We start from the raw sequence: 18729 nt of genomic DNA on the forward strand, positions 1-18729 counted from the left end.
AAATCCTGCCCCCGCAACCAAACAAACACACAACGCAAACTTCGACAAAAAAGCTCCTCCGCGTAAGCGTCGAGGAGCTTTTTGCGTCTGTCCTCGGTGTCCAACTCACCAGTGGCCATACGCGCCATGAAGTCGTCCTGAGCCGCGGCCAGAAACTGCCGAGCCATCAGGTCAATGCCCTCCATCGATACCATGATGTTGGCGATCGAGCCATGGACCTGCAGGGCTGCCGGCTGATGACCTGGTGTCTTGCAGACGCGCCCGCAATTCGGTCATGGAAGCGGTCCTGATGCGCACCCAAAAGCAGACATCGCTCGCTGCGACGTCAAGTCGCCTGTGCCGAAGCAACACGGTGCGATGAATTCGGCTTTCGCTAACTTTGCAGGCGCCCTAGACGTCCTCTTTCAGAAAGTCGAATGCCAGCTCGCGGTTCTTCGGACGCTCATAAATGGCGGGATTTTCCAGCGTGCGTCTGGCGTCCTGATAGCCGGCTTTCCAGTGGTCGAGCATTGTAAGCCGCGAGAACTCGTAGTCCTTGGAATGCCCCTCGTGCATTTCCGTCCCGTAGATGAGGTGAACGACGCTACAAACCTTGTGATCCGCCATTTAGGCGAGTAGCTCCACATCCTCGCGGTTCTTCAGTTCTGCTGGCGAGCTTCTTGGGGAAGCCCCAGAGCTCGCGTCCACCGGCAATCGATGGATCGTCATTCAAAAACATGCAGTGCGTATAGCCGCCTTGTCTGCCTTGAAAGGAGACGGGAATGACCTAGCCGCTTTCCGTATAGCTGCCAAAGCCGGTGGAATCCGGCATGCGGATGAATTCGTATTTGACCACCGGATTGTTGCGGGCGATCTCCAGCGGTTCCGGCACCAGCCTGCGCAGAATATCGGATCGGTGCGGTAGGTGATGATCAGGTATTCCCGATCGAAGAACCGGTATGGCCCTCTCGGAATGCAGGGCTGGTGAGAGGCATGGCGAAGGCATGTGTCAGTATCTCTGCTTCATTCATGATGCTCTCCGGCTCCATGGGGACCGTAAATCGCTTACTCAAAAGAGCGCCGCCCGCAGGCGTTGCAGGCCTTGCCCGCCCGACCGGGCAAAAGCGTTCGAACTCCGCGGTTGCCGACGAGGCCATGCCTTCAGATCGACTCTTCTCGGGTGATACTCTGGAACGATCCCCTGGCTGCTTCACGACATCCTCGTCGCCTCGCCGATCGCCGTGATCGACGCCATTGGCATCGTGATCGGAGGGTATGGCTACTGGAAACCGGCTATGCGGGCATCGAAAGCGAGCGCAATAGGTGGACTGCGGGGCGGGACTGGCGGAGATCCGGCGTTACAAGACCGACGGAATGCGCCGGAACGGGTGGATGCCTTCGAAAAACTCGCCTTCGACTGCCACTGCGGAGCCTGCGATCATCGCCGACAGAAGGGGTGCCAGCGGTCAGACTGGCATGGAGCGTCTTCATGTCGAGGTCCTCTTGGGGTTCCGTGACCGTGCTTGCGACCTGGTCACGGAATTGTCCGGTGTCTTGAATGAACAGCGATCAGTTCGGGCGTACGTCGCCTTCGAAATAGTCGCCGCTGTTGATCGCCGACATTTCCTGGCGACCGGCCTTTGCGGAAGCACCCGCGGTCGAGCCGGTATAGCCGAAGCTGCGGTCGACGGTGGACGGTGCGAACTGCTGAGCGGAGGCGCCTTCGTAGTAGTCACCTTCGCTGGCCAGAGCCGGTACGGATGCCAAAGCGGCGAGAACGATGGCGGTCATGGTGGTCATCGACTTCATGGTTTCAATCCTTGTCTGATGCGCGTCTTGCGCGACTGTTGGGTTTGGCATCCATGCTTCCGCTGGAAGCATGTGGCCGCTAAAAATTACCACGATAGAGAAAACGGTGGTTTTGCATTGCCTGAACCTCCTTTTCGCCCGCAATTCCGGTTGAGGTGTGCCGATCAACTGCCATGCGAAAAGGGCGGGGTGGACGGATGATCTTTTAGCCGTCGGCTTCTTCAGCCGGAAGTGAGACGGGAGCATCTCACAGTGAGCGATTGCGTTGGTGATGCTCAGCACCTCCTGCGGCCGCGCCCCACGTTTGACAACTGCATCAGGTGGTCATGCGGCGAAGCGGGCATCAGTGCTGGCCGCGGGTTGCTGTCGGTGGGCGTGACGGCGCCTCAGTCAGTCGAGGCGAGGCGTCATCGTCACTGCCGAGCCTCAACCTGCCGGTAAGACACTCTCCGGATCGTCCACTCGGTCCGCTGTCCTTGCGGAGAATGTCATCTCCTGGCGCGCGCCCGGCAGGGGACTCTCGCGGTCCTCATGGAGGACCCGCTCTGCCCCACCAGAAAGATCGTCGTACTGGCCGTTTGCGAGACTCCATAGGAAGGCGGCGAGAGCCGATGCGCCGAGGATCAACGCCAGCGGCACGAGAAAAAGGGCGTCATCCAAGCGATTTCTCCTTCTCGGGTGCGCCGGCCAGCCGTAGCGCATTCAGGACGACGACCAGGGAGGATGAAGACATCGCGATGGCGGCCAGCAGCGGCGTGAGGAAGCCTGCGACCGCCACCGGCACGGCCATCGCATTATAGGCGAGCGAGAGAACGAAATTTTGCCGGATCAGGCGGGCACTGCTCAACGCGATGCGATGCGCCAGAGGAATGGCGGCGAGGCTTTCGTGCAGGAAGATGAGATCAGCGGCGGTCCGCCCGACATCGGAGGCGGAAGCCGGTGCGATCGAGACATGCGCGCTCGCAAGTGCGGCTGCATCGTTCAACCCGTCGCCGACCATCAGCACCGTGCGACCCTGCTGCTTCAGCTCTTCCAGTCGTCGGACCTTGTCCGAAGGTGTCGCCTCAGCTCTGTAAACAAGGCCCAAACGCCCCGCCAGATCCGCCACGGCGGATGCCCGATCGCCGGACAACAGCTCGACGGCCAGCCCGCGCGCCTTGAGGTCCGCTATCGCCTCTACGGCACCTTCGCGCAGACGATCGCGGAACCGGAAGCTCGCGAGTGGTTCTCCGTTGCGGCTCAGAATGACGCTCGCGTCCGCGGCGACGACGTGTGACGGCGCCGCCCAGCCCGGCCGGCCGAGGCGGAAGACGACGCCTTGGATGCGCGCTTCGAGACCGTAGCCGACCTGCTCGGTCACGGCCTCTGCGCCAATGGCAACCCGTTGCGGACAGGCCGCGACGATGGCGCGGGAATAGGGATGGCTGGAATGCGTAGCCATGCCGGCGGCGACCGACAGAGGGCTGCCTTGATCCTGCTTTTCTGCCTCTGGCCAGGTGAGTTCCGGGACGCCCGTCGTCAGCGTGCCGGTCTTGTCGAACACGACAGTGTCGATTTCGCACAGCCGCTCCAGGGAACTGCCGTCCTTGATCAGGATGCCGTTGCGAAACAATCGTCCGGCAGCCACCACCTGCACCATGGGCACGGCGAGACCGAGCGCGCAGGGACAGGTGATGATCAAGACGGCAATGGCCGTCGTAAGTGCCTGATGCAGGTCGGAGCCCATCGCCAGCCAGCCGAGGAGTGTCAGCGCGGCTGCTGCATGAACGACGGGCGCGTAAAGCGCCGCAGCTCGGTCCGCGATCCTCCGGTAGAGGCCCCGACCGGATTCCGCGGCTTCCATCATCCGTGTCATTTCGGCCAGGAAGGACTGATTGGAGGGCCTGAGCACTCGCACGGTAAGGGGGGCTGCAAGATTGAGGACGCCCGCCTGCAGTTGATCACCCGTCGAAACGACCACCGGCGCGCTTTCGCCATTGACGAGGGAACAATCTGCCTCGGACGTGCCCCCGATGATCTGCGCATCGACGGGCACGCGCTGCCCACGAGCAATGGCCAGCACCATGCCGGGCATCACCTCTTCAAGGGGGACTACGCGCTGCGTGCCGTCCAGCGCGATCACTGTTGCACACGGCGATGCCAGCCGTGCGATGCCGGCGACGGCGCTTCGCGCGCGTGCCCGCATCATGTGATCCAGCGTGCGGCCGATCAGCAGGAAAAAGAGGAGCGAGACAGCTGCATCGAAATAGGCATGCGGACCGTGTTGCATCGTTTCCCACAGGCTAAGCCCGAAGGTCAGCGTCACGCCGATGGAAATCGGAACGTCCATGTTGGTGCGACCATGTCGGACCGCTGTCCAGGCGGAGCGATAAAAGACCTGTCCCGAATAGAGGACGGCCGGCAGGGCAATCAGACCGGACAGCAGGTGAAAATATTGCCGCGTCTGCGGATCTGCCCCAAACCAGACGGCAAAGGAGAGCAGCATGATGTTGCTGGAGGCGAATGCCGCCACCGCAAGCGCCCGCAGGAGGGCGCTCAATTCCGCGTCATGCTCCTTGTCGGCCAGTTCGGCGGCATGTGCCTGAAAACCGATCCTTTCCAGGGTCTCGATCAGCGCCGGCGGATGATCCGTGTCGGTCCACTCAACCGAGACCCGCTTCGTCGACAGGTTGACGCGAGCCTGCCGCACGCCGGGCAGGGTGGAAAGCGCCATTTCCACCCGGCGCATGCAGGCGCCGCATTTCATGGAGGGGACCACCAGTTCCGCACGCCGGGAGGATCCGGCTCCGGCCAGTCTGTTGCTGAAGAAGGCAAGCTCGCGCGCGCGCTCCGCACTTGATGGGGCACAATCGGGTGACATTGACATGATGACGTCCTTAAGCCGGCCTCAGCGCGCGGTAGCTGTGCCATGTCCCGTGTCCAAGCACGGGAAAGACGATGATCAGCGGCAGCAGGCCGAGCGCGACGCTCACGGCAAAAAGCGCCGCGACGATGGCTGCCCAGGCCAGCATGACCCTGAGATTGTGCCAGACGAGCACCAGGCTGGTGCCCATTGCTGTCAATGCATCGGAATGTTCCTGAAGCAGCATTGGAAGCGACAACGCACCGATGGCAAAGGCGAAGGCGGCGAACAGGCCGCCGACGGCGCTGCCGACAATCAGCGTCGCCCAGCCTGCCGGCATGAAGGCGAGCATCGGGACCACCTGGTCGAGCCCCGGGAAGGGCAGAAGACCAAAGAACAATGCATAGAGGATGACGGCGGCCCTGAGCCACACCATCATCAGCAGGCAGAGCAGCGCGCCGGCAAACAACACCTGATAACCGGAGGCCGGACGCACGAAGATCATGTCGAGAAGGCTTACCGGGAGGCCGAGCGACAAGCGCTGGCTCTTCTCGTAAAGGCCCATTGCCAGCACCGGGCCGATCACCATGATGCCCGAGAGCGCCGGAAACAGGATGTAATCTGCGCCATAAGCGATCAGCGACCATAGGGCGCCGGCAAGCAGGACCCAGACAAAAAAACCGTAACACAGGCTGAGGTGAGGGCCGTGCATCAGGTCGCGCCAGCCCAAGTCCAACCAGACGAGAGCCTCGCCCGCTGGCAGGTTGCGTGCCCAAGGGTCGTTCGTGGGTTCGGCCGGCATGATTTGCGGAAGGGCGTCGTTCATCGGTCACTCCGCAGGTGGTGGAACTGCATGGATGATCTGCAGGAGGATGCGGCTGCAGCAAAGGTCTCTCTGTTTGGGCGCTCGCCGATCCGATGGTGCGGAACGCAGTCCGGCTGCGAGGCGAACGAAACATAGAGAAGATGCGCATTGGCACCGATGACGAGCGCAAGCAGTGCTGCGGCGGTGAATATCAGCGTGGTGCGGCCGCGTGCCGCTTCGGTCGGCGCGCTCATGGTCGTTGCGTCCTGAGGTCGGAGATATAGGCTGCCAGCAGCTTGACGTTGCGCGCCCCCAGACGCGCCTCCCAACCGGGCATTTGCCCCTGCCGACCGTACCACACAGTCTCGAAGATCGTCTGGAGATCGCCACCATAGAGCCAGTTGCTGTCGGTAAGGTTCGGCGCGCCGAGCTCGGCATTGCCTCGGGCATCCTCGCCATGGCAGGCGGAACACTGGGCACTGAAGATCTCTGCACCATCGGAGTGGGCAAGGTTCGCGGCGGCAATCCCATCGCGGCCAAGGTCGTGAACATAGGCGATCACCGCATCGACTTCGCGGCGGCTGAGAATGCCATCCTTGCCGAAGGCCGGCATCTGGGCGGTTCGGGTTTCCGGATGGGCGGAGTTGACGCCGATGCGGATCGTTTCCTGCATCACTTCGGGGCTGTCTCCCCAGTTCAGTGTGCCGGTGGCGAGATTTGGGAATCCGGCATTGCCCATCGCATTGGTGCCATGGCAGGCCGCGCAATTCTGACCGAAGAGCAGGCGGCCCGCCTCACGGATCTCGCGCATCACCGCCTCGTCGGCCGCAAGGGCGACAAAATCCTGCCGGTCCAGCAGCTCATGCCAGGGCGCCTTTACAGTGGCGGCGCGGGCGAGTTCGCGTTCGACCACCTGACGTTCGTCATAGCCCAGCAGGCCCTTGGTATATGTGGTGCCGAGCGGCAGGGCCGGCATCAGCAGGCAATAGATCAGGCTGAAGGCGGTGGTGAGGATCAGAAACACATAGACGATGCGTGGCACCGGCGAGTTGAGTTCCTTGATGCCGTTCCATTCGTGCCCGGTGGTGAGGTAGCCCGTCACCGGATCGCGTTCGCCTAGCGCCATGGCCGGTCCTCCCGGTCGAGGATCGCTACGGAAGCATCGTGGAACTCCTTCTGGCGCGACGGCCAGAAGGCATAGGCAAGGACCGCCGCCGACAGGATCAGCAGATAGATCAGCCCGAAGGTCTTGGCGACCCAGACCAGTGTATCGTGGGAAAGATCCATGGGTTACTCCAGGTCCCCGGCAGGAGTGTTGCGACCGGCGGCATCGGTAAGCCGCCCGAGAATCTGCAGATAGGCCACCAGCGCATCCATTTCGGTCAGACGGTCGGGCGCGCCGTCGAAGGTGCGGGTGGTCGTCGCCTCGCCGTAACGCGTGATCAAGTCCGTAACCCGTCCGGTGTCGGGATTGGCCTGTGCATAGGCGTCGCTGGCGGCGTTGTGGATCATCTCCGGCGTATAGGGAACGCCCACTGCGCGCTGGGCGGCCAGTTGATCGGAGAGGTCGTTGGTGCGCAGATCATTCTCCATCAGCCAGCCATAGGCCGGCATGATTGAAACGGGCACGACCTCGCGGGGATTGATGAGGTGGCGCACATGCCATTCGTCGGAATATTTGCCGCCGAGGCGGGCGATGTCCGGTCCGGTGCGCTTGGAACCCCACAGCATGGGATGATCGTATTTCGATTCCACGGCCAGGCTGTAGGGGCCGTAGCGCTCCACCTCATCCCGCAGCGTGCGTATCATCTGCGAATGGCAGGCATAACAGCCCTCCCGCATGTAGATATTGCGGCCGGCAAGCTCCAGCGGCGTATAGACCCGCATGTCCGGTGCCGCCTCGACTGTCTGGTCGATGGTGAAGAGCGGTGCGATCTCCACGAAGCCGCCAATGCTGGCGGCGGCGATGATGGCAAGCGTCATGCCGATTGCCCGCCGCTCCAGCCTGTAGTGCAGTTTTGAACATGGCTTACTCCGCCGGCTGCGTGGCCGCGTGGCCGAGGCCGTCGCGGAGCGGCTCAAGCGAGGCCGTGTCCGTCGCCGGTGCGGCCAAGCGGATCGTGAGATAGAGATTGAGACAGCCGGCCAGCGCGCCGAGCAGAAAGAGCAACCCGCCGACGGCACGCGCGATGTAGTAGGGCTGCATGGCGACGACAGACTCGAGGAAGGTGTAGGCCAGATTGCCGTTTTCGGTGTAGGTGCGCCACATCAGCCCCTGGATGATGCCGGCATTCCAGAGGGCGAAGACGTAGATCGCCGTGCCCGACAGAGCGAGCCAGAAATGTGCCTCCACGAGGGCCGGCGAATACATGCGCTCGCGCTTCCACAGCCACGGGATCGAGGCATAGAGTGCGCCGAAGGTGATCATCGCCACCCAGCCGAGCGCGCCGGCATGCACATGGCCGACCGTCCAATCGGTGTAATGGGAGAGCGAATTGACGGAGCGGATCGCCATGAACGAGCCCTCAAAGGTGGTCAGCCCGTAGAAGACGGCCGCAATCATCATGAAGCGCAGCGTCGCGTCGTCCCGCACCTTGTGCCAGGCACCGTTCAGCGTCAGCAGCGCATTGGCTGCCGACCCCCAGGAGGGCACCAGAAGAACCAGCGAGAAGGTCATGCCCAGCGTCTGCACCCATTGCGGCAGTGCGGTGTGATGGAGGTGGTGCGAGCCCACCCACATGTACATGAAGGTGATGCCCCAGAAGCTGATGATCGACATTCGATAGGAGAAGATCGGCCGTCCGGCGCGGATCGGCAGGTAGTAATACATCATGCCGAGGAAGCCGGAGGTGAGGAAGAAGGCCACGGCATTGTGGCCGTACCACCATTCCGTCAGCGCATCCTGCACGCCCGAAAACAGGGAATGGCTCTTGGCGCTCAGAAATGACACCGGCACGGCGAGGTTGTTGACGATGTGCAGCATCGCCACCACGAGGACGAAGGCCATGTAATACCAGTTGGCCACATAGATGTGTGGCTCCGCCCGGCGCGCCAGCGTGCGCATGTAGAGCACGAAATAGACGGTCCAGACGATCACCAGCCACAGGTCGGCATACCATTCCGGTTCGGCATATTCCTTGGACTGGGTGATGCCCAGCATGTAGCCGGTCACAGCCAACACACAGAAAAGATTGTAGCCGAGGAGTACGAACCAGGGGCTCAGCTGGTCCGGTAAGCGCACGCGGCAGGTCCGCTGCATCACATAGAAGGAGGTTGCAATCAGCCCGTTGCCGCCAAAGCCGAAGATGACGCCGGTGGTGTGGACGGGGCGAATGCGGCCGAAGCTCGACCATCCGCTGCCCGTCGTCCAGGTTGGCTCTACCATCAGCCAGGCCAGCCAGTCGCCGACGAACATGGCGAAGGCTGCCCAGGCGAAGGTCAGGATGACGCCGACCTTGCTCGGATCGTCATAATAAGTGTCCAATCGCTCGGCCGGCGGTTCTGGGTCGTCAAGATGCGTCATGACGAGGAAGGCCAGGGCAATCGCCAGAACCAGAACCAGGGCGCCATGCATGGCGATCGGATCTCCGTCTCCGGCCGCGGCAAAAAGCAGCCCGACGAGCGCCATCACGATCAGGATGAGCAGCGCGTTCCATCGTTCGCCTGTCGTCAAGTTGGAGATCACGTTCAGGTCCTTCCGTCTGGCCGTAACGATGGCCATTCATGCCGAAATTTGCCGAGCTGGCCGGGATGACCGCCGGCGTGAACGCGTGGTTCGCGTTCACGGGCAGATCACGGCCCAGCCGGGCGCATTGCACCGGCTGCTGCCGCGGTTTGATACTTGCTCGTATGATGGTTCCCGACGGACCACGGCCGTCAGGCCTGCATGACTGCCTGCGGCGTTGAACCGCAGGCAGCCTCGTCCTTGTCCCGACACGCGAAACAGCCATGGGGAGGTGGGCTACGGATGTTTCCCGCCGGGTCCGGCATGAACGCAGGAAATGCGAGGGTGGACAGGCAGCTTTCTAGCGGAAGGCTCAGGGTGCCGGAAGTGAGTTCACCGTCAGCTTACTGTAAGTTGCGGTAAGGGCGGCTCAAGCAGATCGTGCGCTCGCGGCTCTTGCCTCGCCCGTCAGCGCTCTGAACCGGTCGAGGTTGCGGATGGCGTCGAACCGTCGGTCCATCCTCAACCAAACGGTAGCCAATTCCCGATGCCGGAAAGCGAGCTCCAGATAGCGTATACCGGCCTCGCTGTCACCAACGGAGCAGGCGAGGGTGGAGTGGGCGAAGTAACTGGCCTTCGGGTTGCCTGTCTTCAACAGGGTGATGGCGCGATCGGGGGATCCCAGCCAGGCCTCTAGTTCGGCATTGGCGAAGATGAGCAGCGGATGCGTCATCATCATCTTGCCAAGCGGCTGCAGACAGCGATGGGCAAATTCCGGATTGCCGGAAAAATGGGCGCCGAGAGCCAGATAGAACAGGGACTCCATCGGCGCGTTGCGCAAAGCCGCGGCGGACGCCGCCTCGGAGAGCTTGGGAAAATTCCGCGACTGGAACCGGCTCAACGCCTCCGCAATATCCTGTTGCTGGGAAAAGGGCTCGATCCGCCTTGCCTCGTTGAAGAGCCGTTCGGATTCCTCGTGCCGGCCGCGCGCCGCAAGATAAGTGCCGAAAACGCGCGCGGTTCTGGCATAATAGCCGTAGTTCATCGCAGCATTGAAACTGGTTTCAGCGGCCACCCAATCCCGCTCCAGCCATGCCTGGACCACACCCAGCGCCGTCAAGGCTTCTGCGGATTGCGGATCTATTTCGAGCCCTTTTTCCGCGGCAGGACGCGCAAGGGAACGAGCAGTGGCCGCATCGACCATTCCGATGCGGAACATATCGCAATAGCAATCGGCAATTCCGGAATGTCCCCGCCCAAAATCGGGCGCATCTTCGGCAATCTTGGAGAAGATGGCGAGGGATTCGCGCAGGCTTTGCGGCACCTGAAGATCGAGCAACTGGCGCGCCCTGTATAACTGACCATACGCGTGAACGGCGGCAGGCCCGGGCTTCAACAGGCGTGCGCGCATTTTGGATGTATCAAACCTGTTGCGGCTGACGAAAGTGGTGGCAATTCGTTCCGGAAGGTCTGCGAGTTGATCGACGGAGCCCTCGAACCGATCGGAGGTGACCACCATGCCGCGAGGATCGGATACTTCGATCGTGACGCGGATAACGTCCATGTGCTCGCGCACCGTCCCTTGAATGACGGCATCGACCCCCAGCTCGGCAGCCAGATCTCGTATCGACGGTTGCTTGTCCTTGTAGGCAAAGGTCGTGGCGCGCGACAGAATGTTCATTCCGGGTTCGGAACCCAACGCGAAGATCAGCTCGTCCGTGATGATATCGGCGAATTCCTGGCTGGCCGGGTCGCCAGACACCGGACGGAAGGGCAGTATGGCGATCACGGCGCCGTGCCCACTTCGAAATAAATCCTTGCCTGGTTCCTGCTGCGGGGGCGAAGTGTCCTGCGAACCGGATTTTATCACAAAAGCGGGAACATAGGTTCCCGTGGGTATCATGATGCTGATCGGGTCCGATTGCCCATAGAGGCGGCTGTGCTCCTCCAGCTTCTTGCGCAATCGCCTCGCTTCCACGCGAACGGTCGAATCGATACGTGGATCATACGGCGGCTCACGCTGATAGACGGCATTGCCGATAACCGCCTCTTTCAGATCCGCTGCCCGTCCGTTCAGAGTTTCCTCCACCACGTAACTGAGCAGTTCGATCAGGCGATCGGAACCCGAAAACGCCGGACTTTTACGCAGCAGGTTCATCTGCTCCCGTATGGCCGAAGCTGGAAGGTCTGTCTTCATGAGAGTCCCGATAAATCAAAGGTTTAGGTGCTGCGCCCGTGTAGAATTCCAAGTCATTCGACGTGCCGCTTCGGGCGTTTCCCCCAACCGCGCTTCAGTCAAATGAGATGAGTTGCGGTGAACTCACGGCAAGCTAACTTCCGTTAATGCAATTCAATATTACTTTCGCGCGGACTTCAACATCAGGTGGTGCCGCAGCATATGGGCCGAACACGGCAGAGGCTCCCTCCCGGCTTTAATGCCAGCCGCAACGAACCCTGTTCATCGGCCATGAGTGGGGACGCTGCTCCATTCAGCCGCAACATCTTTGCGCGCGATGGGCTGCTTTATTGGGCCGTGGATTGCGCTTGGTTTCGGGCCATGCTTCAGATTGCAAGCGTGCAGACTCTCCTCCTGGTGACAAACAATCATTTGAACTTCCGCTTCCTCTGAAAGGTTCTGATAATGGTCAGTAAACTCGGTGCAGCACTCGGCGTCGCAAGCATCGCGGGTCTTGCCGTGCTGTTGTGGTTTTCCACCCGCCCCCCGGAGCTTATCGTGCAGGGAGAAGCCTCCGCGGATCGCGTTGACGTCAGTCCGCGCGTCTCCGGCCGTGTCGCAAAACTGGAGGCCGACGTGGGCGATATGGTGAAGAAGGGTGTCGTGCTTGCCGAGCTTGAAAGCCCGCAGCTGGCCGCGGCCATGCTGTCGACGCAAGCGGCGCTGGCCGTGGCAAGAGCGGATTTGGACCGTGTCAGCAGCACCCGACCCGAGGTCATTGAAGCGCACAAGGCCCAGGTGCGTGCCGCCGATGCCGACGTGGTCCTCTACCTTTCCGACAAGGAGCGCCAGACCAAGCTTGCGGAAACCAATGTGGCTTCACAGGCTCGGCTGGAACAGTCAAGCCGCAATCTGGAGGCGGCGCTGCGGGCTCGAGAAGCGGCGCAAGCCAATCTGGATCTGGCCATCGCTGGTGCCAGCAAGGAAGAACGGGCTCTGGCGAGGGCCAAGGTCGAGCAGTCAGAAGCGATGTTGAACCAGCAACAGACAGACATGAAGGAGCTGACGCTCATTGCGCCCATCGAAGGACAGGTGACCACGCGGATTGCGGAACTGGGCGAGAACTTCAGCGCCGGTGCGCCTCTCTACTCAATTGTCGATATCACGCACCCGTGGTTTACCTTCAACCTGCGCGAAGATCTGTTGAGGGGACTGAAGGTCGGTGACAGCCTGTCCGTCGTCGTGCCCGCACTCGAAAACGCGACGGTAAGCGCGCGGGTGACCGTGATCAACGCCCAGGGCCAGTATGCGACCTGGCGGGCCACACGCGCCACCGGTGATTTCGATCTGCGGACGTTCGAAGTGCGCGCCCAGCCGGTGGACCCGGTGGACGGGTTGCGGCCGGGTATGAGCGCCATCCTCTCCTGGCCCCGACCGGAGCGATGACATGCGCGGAAAAGCCAGTCTGCGGCCGGGTCTCCTGCTCGTCTTCGTGCGGGAGCTCGGGCAATTTCGCAAATATCCGGTCCTGCTCGCTCTGACGGTTGTTCTACCGCTCTTCCTCATGGGAATCTTGTCTGCCGTGTTCAGCCAAGGCCTTGCGACGCGACTCCCGATCGCGGTTCTCGATCTGGATGGCGGGGATCTCTCCCGCACGATAATCCGCACCATCGATGCTACACCGGATACGGCGGTTGCCCTGCCTGTCGGCGACCTTGCCGAGGGCCGCCACCTCATTCTGTCCGGTCGGGTGCATGGTCTGCTGATGATTCCCGCCAATCTCGAGCGTGACGTTTTTGCCGGCAGACGCCCCGAAGTGGTGTTCTTCTACAATACGCAAACCATGACACCTGGCCTTCTGTCCTTGCGCGGCGTCAGTGCCGCTGTCGCCAGCCTGGCAGGCGGCATCCGGCTGTCTCTGCGAACAGCGCGCGGCGAACCCGTCGATATCGCGCGAGCCTCGCTGTCGCCCATCCCCGTCCAGATCAATCCCCTCTTCAACCCGACGCTGAACTACAGCCATTTCCTGCTGGCGGCGCTTATGCCAACGGTGCTGCAGATCATTGTCGCCACATCGACGGCCTATGCGGTGGGGCGCGATGTGGAAACCCGCCATCGCCTGCGCGTGCTGCGTCGACTGGGCGGCGGGCTGTGGCCGGCGATGTTCGGTAAGCTGTTGCCCTATACGCTGGTATTTCTGTTTGTCTTGGGCCTTGCCGATCTCGTTCTCTTTCTGTGGTTCAAGATGCCGCTGCGAGGCGACCGGATGCTGCTATTGATGGCGGGCACGCTTTTCATTCTGGCAAACCAGCTTTTCGGCGCGCTTCTGGCCGTCGTGCTTCGCTCGACGGCCACCGCGATCAGCGTCGCCTCATTGGTCACGGCGTCGGCCTTCGGGTTCATGGGCGTCGGATTTCCGAGATTCGGCATGACGCCCTTTGCCTACTACTGGGGCGGGGCATTGCCGGGCACCTGGTATATGACGGCGCGAATAGACCAGACATTGCGCGGCACGCCGGCGGATCTCTCGCTGCAGCCGCTGGCCGTACTCCTGTTTATGGTCGTTGTGCTTGCGGCATTGACGGCCTTCTGCCTGCAACGCCAGGGCCACAAGCGGCAAAAAGCGGATCTTGCTCTGGAGGCGTTGTCGTGAGTCCTGTGCTCTTCATTTCGCGGATGGAACTTCGTCGGATCCTGACGCTGCGCCCGGTTTTCTCGGTTATGATCCTGGCCGTCGTGATCTATGCCGGCTTCTTTCCGCAGCCTTATCTCGCCGAAGCCCTTCGGGACGTGCCGATCGCGCTTGTCGATCTCGACGGCAGCGACAGCAGCCGCATGTTTGCACGCAGGCTCGACGCCTCCGCCGATGTGGCGATTGTTGCGGCGTTGCCTGATGTGGCGACAGCGCAGCGCGAGGTCTTCGTGCGAAGTCTCCATGGCATTCTGGTCATTCCGAAATTCTTCGAGCGCGACCTTCTGCATGGCCGAGGCGCCCCGCTAGCCCTCTATGCCGATGCCAGCTACTTTCTGATCTATAGCCGTATTTCGGGGGCTGTGACCGCCCTTGCCCGGACGATGGGGGCAGAGATCGAGGCGAAGCGCCTGGTCGCCGCCCATGTCGATCCGGATCTTGCAGCGGCCGCGACTGACCCGGTGCCACTGACAGCGATTCCGCTCTTCAATCCGCAGGGCGGTTATGCGACCTATATTCTGCCGGCAGCTTTCGTGCTCTTGCTGCAGCAAACTCTTCTGATGGGCGTGGGCCTGCTCGGGACCTACCCGAACGAATGGGAGCAAGGCGCCCGTGACCGCAGGATCGGCGCTTTCGACCGCGTCATTGGTCGCCTGTTGGCCTATCTCGTGGTCCAGGCTTTCACCGTCTCCTTCTATCTGATTGTTCTGCCTTATCTCTACGGGATCCCACGTCTCGGCTCCATCGGGCCGCTGGCAGCAGTTGCCTTTCCCTTCATTCTGGCTGTGGCTGGCCTTGGAATGCTGATGGCCCGGTTGTTGCGCAATCCGGCGCTCGTGCAGCTCATTGCCGCAGGCCTGGGCATGCCGTTTATCTTCATGGCAGGCTTTGCCTGGCCCGCCGAAGCGATGCCGGAGATGCTGAAAACAATAGCCATCGCCATACCCAGCACCAGCGCCATCAATGCTCTGGTCAATCTTGGGCAAATGGGGGCAAGCCTGCAGGATGTGGGATCGCATGTGCTGACGCTTTCGAGCCTCGCTGTGATCTATTGCGGGCTGGCGGTGCTTCTCGAAGCAAAGGCAGGCGCGGAACCACGGCCTGAGATGATTTGACTTGGTTCCATCGCCATCTGGGACCCTTGACGTTTCAATCCGATCAAGCCGATCCGGCGGCAGTCATGCAATCTCGGGCCAGTTGATCAAGATAGCACCGCATCATCGCTTGCCGCCATCTTTCATCGTTCTTTCAAAGGGAGGTGTGTCCCTGATTGATGAGGAGATCGTGGTCGCCGAAAGCCCGCTCGCTTGAAGCCTGCCGTGTTCACGCCGCGCTAAAGGCCAGAGATCAATCGCACCATCAGCGCGGGATCGCCGAAGCCGCCTGACTTCGAGAGAAGCGTTAGGCCGTGCCATCTCCCGCCGTGGATACGGGACACAGGCACGCCGGGCGCCGCGTCTCCGATACACTCCAGAGAGTCGGCACCGGTCACCTCGAGAACAACGGAAAGGGTGTCGCCGCCGGTGACCAGCAGGGATGTCGAAGCCACATCCTCGAACACGATCGCCGGCACCTCACGCCTCAAGACATCCGAGGTTTCTTCGGCGTTCGCGGCCGTAAGGCCCGGCGAAAGCAGCCAGGCTTTCCGGTCTGCTTCACCGCGGTACGCGAGTGCCGAGATCGGACGGAGCATGTCGGCTGCCAGCGCCGTCGAGACCTGATCGCGCGTGGCGGGATGGCTCGTACCGACGATCATTCCGCGGAGGGGGGGAAGGGGAGGCATTGCCCCACGCGCGGGCGCAAGGGCAGCCGCAAGGCCCCCGGTGCCGACCCAGAGCATCCTTCCCTTGGCCGAGGATGCAGCAGCAAGCGCTCGCTGTTGCAGGAGGTGCTGGCTGTCGGCTTCAACGAATGTCATCGTCACCGTTGCGGCGACAGAAGGCTGTGCAACCGATCCGAAGGCATGTCGGAAATCGGCCCCGACCGGCTGCGGCGGGCCGGACCGTCCGGTCACGAACTGCTGCGTTCCAACGGTGATCCGCCCCATGTCGGGATAGGCTGGTGCGAAGATGCAATGGGAGAAATTGCCAGCCTCCAACGCCGCCTTCGTTTCGGCGAACGGATGACCGCGCAGGACGCTGTCGATCTTCTTGAACCAGAGGATCGCCGGGTCCTCGCACGCCAGGTCCGCCATCGCCTTGAAGACACGCGCGACGGCATCGGACACAGGCATGTCGCGCGTTTCGGTGCTCACCGCCAGTCGGTTCCCCGCCGGAAGGGGGCGGCCGGGCACCGCGACATACACCGGCGTGTCGGGCGCGGCGAACGCGCAGCCGCTGTCGAGTGCACCGGTCAGGTCGTCTGCCAGCAGCCGCAACCCGGTCATGGGCGCACCTTCGCATCCAGGGGCGATGACGGGACGATTTCAAGCGGGATGCCTCTCGCGCGGATGGCTGCCCCATGTTCGGCCGGCAGCTTGTCATCGGTGACGATCAGATGCACATCCGCCAGCCGCCCGAATGTGCAGAAGGCGGTGCTGAAGAACTTGCCGCTGTCGACCAGGAGGATGATGCGTTCGGCTGCGCGGAGGATCGTGCTCTTGATGTCCGCAAGCTCCGTGGAGGTATCCGACAAGGTCTCCTCTGTCAGGGCGTGGGTGCCGACGAAGGCCAGGTCGGCGCGAAGGCGACCCATCATCTGCACGGCGGTTGATCCCATCAAGGTTGCGGAACCCGGACGCACCTGTCCGCCCGTGACTGTCGTGTGAATGATGCCGCTGCCGGCAAGGATCGCGCCGATGGTGAGGTCGTTGGTCACCGCGGTAAAGGGGATGTTGCGATCCCTGGCGGCTAGGGCGGCCGCTCCCGTCGTGGTGCCGCTGTCGAAGATCACCGTGTGGCCGGGCTGTATAAGGCTTGCCGCCCAGCGGCCGATCGCCAGCTTTTCCCGGCTCGCGATAGCAAGGGCGATTTCCGGTGCCGGTTCCAGTGTCTTCAGCCCCGAGGCTTCCAGCATGGCACCGCCGTGCGTGCGCACGAGCAGGCCAGCCTCGCAGAGATAATCGACATCCCGGCGCGCCGTGGAAATGGATATGCCGACGACATCGACAATGTCGTGCATCGAGACGGCGTGTTCGGTGCGCAGCAGTTCGATGATTCTGGCGCGTCTCTGGGCTTGCAGCATGGGTCCGGTGGTCCATTCGTTGATGCTCTGCAAGGGGTGCGGCGACCCTGAGCCACACCGCGAGCATTCCAACAAAGTTCATAACATTTCAAATTCGCTCATGTCCATGATTGAAGATGGTAGAAAATGACGTAATGTGGTTGAGCAGTCCGGCCCGGACCGCCCGGCCGTTGGTTCCCTATGGCCGGACTGCCAAGATCCTGTCAGCGACGAAAGCAGCGCCATGAACCCGAAGACCCTTGCCATCACCATCGGCGATCCGGCTGGCATCGGGCCGGAAATATCGATCAAGGCCGTCAATGCCCTGGCCGAGAGACTGGCAAACGGAGAGTTTCGCCTCCTTCTCGTGGGCGATGCAGGCACGCTGCAGCGCGCCGCCGACCAGCTCGGCATGGCGTGTCCGCCGGTCATCGGCCGCGACCAGATTGCAGACGGGCCGAGTGCGGCGATCGTTGCGACAGCTGCGCTCGCGACCCCACCCGACATCGGCAAGGTTTCCGCAGTCTGCGGACAGCAGGCTTTCGAGGCGCTGCAGATGGCCGTCGATCTTACGCTTGCCGGGACGGTGGCCGCCGTGGTGACCGCGCCGCTCAACAAGGAAGCGCTCCATCTCGCCGGCCACAATTATGCGGGCCATACGGAGATGCTGGCGCACTTCACCGGCGTTCGAGACAGCGTGATGATGCTGGCGCATGAAAATTTCCGCGTGAGCCACGTCACGACCCACTGCGCGCTGGAAGACGTGCCGAGGAAGGCGACGGCGGAGCGCATCGCTCGCGTCATCGATCTGACGCATCAGGCATTGAAGGATCTCGGTATCGCCGACCCACGCATTGCGGTCGCCGCGCTTAATCCGCATGCGGGTGAAGGCGGCATCTTCGGCCGCCACGACATCGACATCACCGCGCCGCTGGTAGAGCAGTATCGAGAGCGGGGCCTGCATCTGGACGGCCCCATTCCGGGCGATACGGTCTTCGTCAAGATGCGGGCCGGCCAGTACGATGCGGTCATCGCCATGTATCACGACCAGGGCCATATTCCCGTCAAGCTGCTCGGCTTCGGCGTCGATACGGTCACGGGCGAATGGACGGCACTCAGCGGCGTCAACGTCACGCTCGGCTTGCCGATCATCCGGACGTCGGTCGATCACGGCACCGCCTTCGACATCGCCGGCACCGGCAAGGCGCAGGCCACCAGCCTGCTGGACGCAATCGACTATGCGCTGAAGCTATCGGATGCAACGACACGCGACAGGGTGAGCGCTCACTAGAAGGTCATCCTGCCGGGGTCGCGGGCGGCTTTATCAAGGACCTTGGCCGGGAGATCCTCGTGCCTTTACCATTGTGTCTATCAATTTGAGAGTTTCGCCTAATTACTCCACATAGACTGCGCCCATTGAAAATCGCCCAATCCGGTGACCGAACTTTGCGAGGCGGCGTTTCAAGGAGCGGTACTTTCGAATCCGCTCACGGCGAATTCACAAGTCTGTGTGGCTTCAAGCGCCCGCAACCAAACAAAAACACGACGCCAAACCTCGACAAAAAAGCTCCTCCGCGTAAGCGTCGAGGAGCTTTTTGCG

Annotated in this window: 16 protein-coding genes and 3 pseudogenes; 4 read left to right on the forward strand and 15 right to left on the reverse strand. The window is 62.0% G+C overall.

Features of this window, described 5'->3' with window-relative positions; genetic code table 11:
* From EO99_RS28065 to EO99_RS0105785, 13 genes and pseudogenes are all read right to left on the reverse strand, one after another.
* Nucleotides 1–185 (reverse strand): annotated as a pseudogene (locus EO99_RS28065) (hypothetical protein); the annotation flags it as partial.
* Nucleotides 186–390: 205 nt separating this feature from the next.
* Nucleotides 391–606, reverse strand: coding sequence for a DUF3734 domain-containing protein (locus EO99_RS0105730; protein WP_029617688.1), 216 nt, complete (start codon nt 604–606; stop codon nt 391–393).
* A 34-nt stretch (nt 607–640) separates the two neighbouring features.
* Nucleotides 641–1010 (reverse strand): annotated as a pseudogene (locus tag EO99_RS25555) (acetoacetate decarboxylase); the annotation flags it as partial.
* A gap of 538 nt (nt 1011–1548) precedes the next feature.
* Complete coding sequence (locus EO99_RS0105740) at nt 1549–1788, reverse strand: hypothetical protein (protein ID WP_029617689.1); 240 nt, start codon at nt 1786–1788, stop codon at nt 1549–1551.
* 510 nt (nt 1789–2298) lie between these two features.
* Nucleotides 2299–2448 (reverse strand): annotated as a pseudogene (gene ccoS / locus EO99_RS28185) (cbb3-type cytochrome oxidase assembly protein CcoS); the annotation flags it as partial.
* Nucleotides 2441–4654: a heavy metal translocating P-type ATPase gene (locus EO99_RS0105750; protein ID WP_081851986.1), complete on the reverse strand. Its 2214-nt coding sequence runs from the start codon at nt 4652–4654 to the stop codon at nt 2441–2443. The pseudogene ccoS and the gene EO99_RS0105750, both read right to left, overlap by 8 nt.
* Before the next feature lie 10 nt (nt 4655–4664).
* Nucleotides 4665–5456: a DUF2189 domain-containing protein gene (locus tag EO99_RS0105755; RefSeq protein WP_029617691.1), complete on the reverse strand. Its 792-nt coding sequence runs from the start codon at nt 5454–5456 to the stop codon at nt 4665–4667.
* Nucleotides 5453–5689: a hypothetical protein gene (locus tag EO99_RS0105760; protein ID WP_051679711.1), complete on the reverse strand. Its 237-nt coding sequence runs from the start codon at nt 5687–5689 to the stop codon at nt 5453–5455. Before EO99_RS0105760 ends, EO99_RS0105755 begins: the two co-directional genes overlap by 4 nt.
* On the reverse strand, nt 5686–6561 hold the full coding sequence (ccoP, locus tag EO99_RS0105765; RefSeq protein ID WP_029617693.1) for a cytochrome-c oxidase, cbb3-type subunit III: 876 nt from the start codon (nt 6559–6561) through the stop codon (nt 5686–5688). The genes EO99_RS0105760 and ccoP overlap by 4 nt, the downstream gene beginning before the upstream one ends.
* On the reverse strand, nt 6552–6722 hold the full coding sequence (locus EO99_RS26590; protein ID WP_077067039.1) for a cbb3-type cytochrome c oxidase subunit 3: 171 nt from the start codon (nt 6720–6722) through the stop codon (nt 6552–6554). The genes ccoP and EO99_RS26590 overlap by 10 nt, the downstream gene beginning before the upstream one ends.
* A gap of 3 nt (nt 6723–6725) precedes the next feature.
* A complete protein-coding gene (gene ccoO / locus EO99_RS0105775; RefSeq protein WP_029617694.1) occupies nt 6726–7451 on the reverse strand; it encodes a cytochrome-c oxidase, cbb3-type subunit II in 726 nt (241 codons plus the stop codon).
* Between the two features lie 13 nt (nt 7452–7464).
* Nucleotides 7465–9117, reverse strand: a complete 1653-nt coding sequence (gene ccoN / locus EO99_RS0105780) for a cytochrome-c oxidase, cbb3-type subunit I (RefSeq protein ID WP_210165068.1) — start codon at nt 9115–9117, stop codon at nt 7465–7467.
* Between the two features lie 412 nt (nt 9118–9529).
* On the reverse strand, nt 9530–11296 hold the full coding sequence (locus tag EO99_RS0105785; RefSeq protein ID WP_156034643.1) for a hypothetical protein: 1767 nt from the start codon (nt 11294–11296) through the stop codon (nt 9530–9532).
* A gap of 444 nt (nt 11297–11740) precedes the next feature.
* Here EO99_RS0105785 and EO99_RS0105795 point away from each other — a divergent pair, with 444 nt between their 5' ends.
* From EO99_RS0105795 to EO99_RS0105805, 3 genes are read left to right on the forward strand one after another with little or no spacing between them, the layout of a single operon-like run.
* Complete coding sequence (locus EO99_RS0105795) at nt 11741–12721, forward strand: HlyD family secretion protein (protein ID WP_029617697.1); 981 nt, start codon at nt 11741–11743, stop codon at nt 12719–12721.
* 1 nt (nt 12722) lies between these two features.
* Nucleotides 12723–13928 (forward strand): ABC transporter permease, encoded by a 1206-nt coding sequence (locus EO99_RS0105800; RefSeq protein ID WP_029617698.1) that lies wholly within the window; start codon nt 12723–12725, stop codon nt 13926–13928.
* Nucleotides 13925–15082: an ABC transporter permease gene (locus tag EO99_RS0105805; protein ID WP_156034645.1), complete on the forward strand. Its 1158-nt coding sequence runs from the start codon at nt 13925–13927 to the stop codon at nt 15080–15082. Before EO99_RS0105800 ends, EO99_RS0105805 begins: the two co-directional genes overlap by 4 nt.
* 218 nt (nt 15083–15300) lie before the next feature.
* Here EO99_RS0105805 and EO99_RS0105810 read toward each other — a convergent pair whose 3' ends face one another.
* Together EO99_RS0105810 and EO99_RS0105815 are read right to left on the reverse strand one after the other, a co-directional pair.
* Nucleotides 15301–16353, reverse strand: coding sequence for a four-carbon acid sugar kinase family protein (locus EO99_RS0105810; protein WP_029617700.1), 1053 nt, complete (start codon nt 16351–16353; stop codon nt 15301–15303).
* Nucleotides 16350–17150 (reverse strand): DeoR/GlpR family DNA-binding transcription regulator, encoded by an 801-nt coding sequence (locus EO99_RS0105815; RefSeq protein WP_077067046.1) that lies wholly within the window; start codon nt 17148–17150, stop codon nt 16350–16352. The genes EO99_RS0105810 and EO99_RS0105815 overlap by 4 nt, the downstream gene beginning before the upstream one ends.
* A 223-nt stretch (nt 17151–17373) precedes the next feature.
* Between EO99_RS0105815 and pdxA the strand changes: the two genes are divergently transcribed.
* A complete protein-coding gene (pdxA, locus tag EO99_RS0105820) occupies nt 17374–18420 on the forward strand; it encodes a 4-hydroxythreonine-4-phosphate dehydrogenase PdxA (protein WP_029617702.1) in 1047 nt (348 codons plus the stop codon).
* The last annotated feature ends 309 nt before the right edge of the window (nt 18421–18729 follow it).

This window comes from Pseudorhizobium marinum, from assembly GCF_000705355.1.
GTDB classification, from domain to species: Bacteria; Pseudomonadota; Alphaproteobacteria; order Rhizobiales; family Rhizobiaceae; genus Neorhizobium; species Neorhizobium pelagicum.

Bases quoted from the DNA above. Each gene is read 5' to 3' on its own strand.
- EO99_RS0105785 (WP_156034643.1), bottom strand. From the start codon at position 11,296: ATGAAGACAGACCTTCCAGCTTCGGCCATACGGGAGCAGATGAACCTG.
- EO99_RS0105755 (WP_029617691.1), bottom strand. From the start codon at position 5,456: ATGAACGACGCCCTTCCGCAAATCATGCCGGCCGAACCCACGAACGAC.
- EO99_RS0105815 (WP_077067046.1), bottom strand. From the start codon at position 17,150: ATGCTGCAAGCCCAGAGACGCGCCAGAATCATCGAACTGCTGCGCACC.
- EO99_RS0105810 (WP_029617700.1), bottom strand. From the start codon at position 16,353: ATGACCGGGTTGCGGCTGCTGGCAGACGACCTGACCGGTGCACTCGAC.
- pdxA (WP_029617702.1), top strand. From the start codon at position 17,374: ATGAACCCGAAGACCCTTGCCATCACCATCGGCGATCCGGCTGGCATC.
- EO99_RS0105800 (WP_029617698.1), top strand. From the start codon at position 12,723: ATGCGCGGAAAAGCCAGTCTGCGGCCGGGTCTCCTGCTCGTCTTCGTG.
- ccoP (WP_029617693.1), bottom strand. From the start codon at position 6,561: ATGGCGCTAGGCGAACGCGATCCGGTGACGGGCTACCTCACCACCGGG.
- EO99_RS0105750 (WP_081851986.1), bottom strand. From the start codon at position 4,654: ATGTCAATGTCACCCGATTGTGCCCCATCAAGTGCGGAGCGCGCGCGC.
- EO99_RS0105795 (WP_029617697.1), top strand. From the start codon at position 11,741: ATGGTCAGTAAACTCGGTGCAGCACTCGGCGTCGCAAGCATCGCGGGT.
- EO99_RS26590 (WP_077067039.1), bottom strand. From the start codon at position 6,722: ATGGATCTTTCCCACGATACACTGGTCTGGGTCGCCAAGACCTTCGGG.
- EO99_RS0105730 (WP_029617688.1), bottom strand. From the start codon at position 606: ATGGCGGATCACAAGGTTTGTAGCGTCGTTCACCTCATCTACGGGACG.
- EO99_RS0105740 (WP_029617689.1), bottom strand. From the start codon at position 1,788: ATGAAGTCGATGACCACCATGACCGCCATCGTTCTCGCCGCTTTGGCA.
- EO99_RS0105760 (WP_051679711.1), bottom strand. From the start codon at position 5,689: ATGAGCGCGCCGACCGAAGCGGCACGCGGCCGCACCACGCTGATATTC.